This window comes from Campylobacter sp. BCW_6466 (genome assembly GCF_001762835.1).
In the GTDB taxonomy this organism is placed as follows: domain Bacteria; phylum Campylobacterota; class Campylobacteria; order Campylobacterales; family Campylobacteraceae; genus Campylobacter_D; species Campylobacter_D jejuni.
This window is the reverse complement of record NZ_MJXO01000068.1, coordinates 1-3,276: the sequence shown is the minus strand read 5'-3', so window position 1 is coordinate 3,276 and position 3,276 is coordinate 1. Positions and strand designations below refer to the sequence as shown.

At 24.2% G+C, this 3,276-nt stretch carries 2 protein-coding genes; both read right to left on the bottom strand.

What is annotated here, in order from left to right; genetic code table 11:
* Positions 1–2,579: lipase family protein (locus AJ887_RS10485; protein WP_261659881.1), on the bottom strand; the 2,579-nt coding region annotated here is incomplete at its 3' end.
* Positions 2,580–2,587: 8 nt separating this feature from the next.
* Positions 2,588–2,995, bottom strand: coding sequence for a hypothetical protein (locus tag AJ887_RS07430; RefSeq protein WP_251814485.1), 408 nt, complete (start codon positions 2,993–2,995; stop codon positions 2,588–2,590).
* Between the last annotated feature and the right edge of the window lie 281 nt (positions 2,996–3,276).

Below are 3,276 nucleotides of genomic sequence, written 5' to 3'. Positions count from 1 at the left end.
TCTTGTTTTATAGTATTATCTTGATCTAATTCTCCAAAGTAAAAAGGATTATTAGGAAGTTCACTTGAGCCTGTAAGGAGGGTGGAGTTTAGGAAGATTTTTGTATCTAAACTTTTAAAATCTATTTGATATTTTTCTTCTATGTCCTTTATATCCAAAACACTTCTATCTTTTGCAAAAATATCACAATGATTATCATAAATATGGATCAAATTTGACATAGAGATGAAAGAAGTATTGTTAGAATTATCTTGCAAATCTTGTAAATTTACTTTATCTAAGAATATGATTTTTATATTATTTGTCTTTAATACTATGGTATTGGTATTTTTATCATAAAATTGCTCTATGTTAAATACTTCGTTTAAAATTAAATTAACATCATTTTCCTTAGTATTAAAGCTTTGATTATTTAGATTATCTTGTAAGGAAATTTCTTTATCTAAATAGTCTTGGATATCTTTTATTTTTTCATTTCTTTTTTCTTTTAAAGTATTGATAGATTTATAAAGCCTTTTTCTAGCATCAAGATAGGTATCATTTAGATTTTCTTTATCTAGGATGAAGATTTTTGTGAAAGTAGAATTATAGCCTAAATTGTTTATAGCAGTAGCTTGAGTGAAATAAGTATTTTTATCTTCTCTTAATACTATTAAATTTATACATACATAAAGGCAATAAAAATAACCCAATTTATTATCTAAATCATTTAAAATTAAATCTTGGATTTCATTTAAATCTATATATTTATAATAAGCCTTGTTTTCTTTTAAAAATTCTATCACAGAATACAAATTAAAATATGTTATATCTTTTTGATTAATTTGTTGTATTATTGCATTTAATATAATTTTCTCTTGTGTTTTTTTATGAGAATAGAGTCTATTTTGATAAAAAATTATTTCTGAAAAATACTCTTTAAATTTCTGATTAAAAATTTGTTGTTCTCTTTCATATTTTACTTTATAAAGTTCATACCATTTTAACTCCTCATCATATTTAGCTTTTTTTATTTTATATTCCTCCAAAGCTTGCAATTGCGTAGATGAGAAACCTTGAATATTTGCTGCAAATAAAGGTTTTTTGGGTTCTTTTGGTAAATAATGAATTTGCAAATATTCCAAAGAATTTGAAAAATCATTAGATAGTTTAGGAATGCTAAAATATGACAAAATACGATCATCAAAACGAGTTCTTGCAGTAGCTAAAACATTATTATGGTATTTGATAAAAGTCCATAGCTCTTCATCCTTATTTATATTATACTCTAAAAGGTTATCAATTTCTTTATTTTTCATAAGATTTAAAATATAATTTAATTCTATGATAGTAGGCTCTAAAAAATGAGAATCCCAAAATCGATCCCCTAAATTAACAATATAATGCTTCCCGTCTATATCTACTCCTAAATCTTGTATCACCCCTTTTGTATTAGAAGCATCGGAATCAGTATCTGTTTCAATATGATAAGTATTATCACTTGTAGCTAAAATATTTTTGATATTAAGATTAGTAAGGAGCTGATTAACACAATTTATAAATACTTCATCAACTTCAAAAATATCATAAAAATAATTCGTTGATTTACTATAAATTATATTTGTTTTTATAAAGATATAATGTTCTTTTAAGTTTGTTTTATTATGAAAGTATGATTTTATATTTTGAAATAAATTAGAATCATATCCTATTAAGTTTATTTCTATACTTTTTTGATATTTATAAGATCTTATTTGATAAAACAATGCTTGCTCTTTATTATCAGAATTGATAATTTTTCCATCTATTCTGTAAATTTGATTTAAATTTAAAGCTTTTAGTTCTTTTGCACCAGGCGAATTGAAAGTGTAGATTTCTTTAACATTAGCACTAGAATTAACACTCGCTAATGAAAGAGTAAGTAGTTGCGCCAAAGCTCCGCCTAAAGAATGACCTACAATTACCAAACCTTTGTCTTTTATAATATTTGGAAATTCTTTAACACACTCAGAATAAAATTTAATCATATCAAGATATTGATTATAGGGAACTTTGCCTAAAGCTAAATCAACATCAGCATCCAAAATATCTACACTAAAATTACTTGTAGGCTCTGTTCCTCGTATGACTATAATCTTTTGATTATTATCTTTAGTATCTTCAAACAAAGTAGCACTAAAGCCACTTGTAGTGTTGGGCTGATGTTTTAAAAGTTTAAATCTATTTACAAAATCAATAGTTCTTTTACTCAGTGCATCATTCAATCCTACCCTACTAATATCATTATCCAATGTTATTTCTTTACTATCAAAACAAGTATTTATAAGAGAAATACAATATTTAGGTTCTATTTTAACTATTTTATTTTGTTCAAAACGAGCTTGTATAGCTCTTGCATAGGTAGAATTTTGATTATTATGCTTATCACCTAGTCTTTGGGTATCTAAATCTTTTTCTAATTCCTTTTCTTGTTTATCAATAATAACACCTGTAAAAACTGGATCTAATAAAGCATAACTAGCATCTGCTATATTAGCATAGTCTAGAAATTTAGTGATTAAGTCTAATTTAGCTTCTTGTGTTTTAATGTTTTTGCTCATTTATATCCTTACTTAAAATTATCAAAATAGCTACAAGTGAATACTTCTTCATATGTAAAATATAATCCAGAGCCCTCATCGCCTCTTAAGAATACACCATCATTTTCATATTTATATCTTATATATGTAGCAAAAGGCTTGGGCATTTTTTTATATTTTTTATCATATACTATGGTTATAATATTGCCATTTCGTTTCTCGGATTTTATCGTATCTTTTATATCATAATAAGTAAATGTTTCATTAAGTTTTTCATAATAAAAATATTCATAACCATCATCCTTAACTCGTTTTTCTATAGAAGGCTTTTTTTTTGTAAAATCGCTATACAATTCCCAATAAGCTTTATTGTAAATTATTACTTTATTATCTATATCTTTACACAAGCTCTTAAACTCATAATACTGCGGATCCATATATTTATAAGAACATCCTCCTACTAAGAATAATAAAAGATATGCAGGTAAAAGAAACAAAGTAAATTTTTTAAATATTGTTTTAAAATTTATAGTTTTTGTTTTATTTTTTAATTTATAAAAAATTTTAAAGATAAAATATAAAATAATAGAAAATATAAAAACAAAAAAGAAAAATATAAGAATAAATATTAAAAGATTAATAAAGAATTCTAGCATTTATTAACTCCTCTTAATTTTCTCTGTTTTTTCATAAGACAATTTGTAGTGTTGGGCTGATG

What these genes read in the sequence shown, in the direction of transcription:
- AJ887_RS07430 (WP_251814485.1), bottom strand. Translation starts at nt 2,995, where the DNA reads ATGGATCCGCAGTATTATGAGTTTAAGAGCTTGTGTAAAGATATAGAT.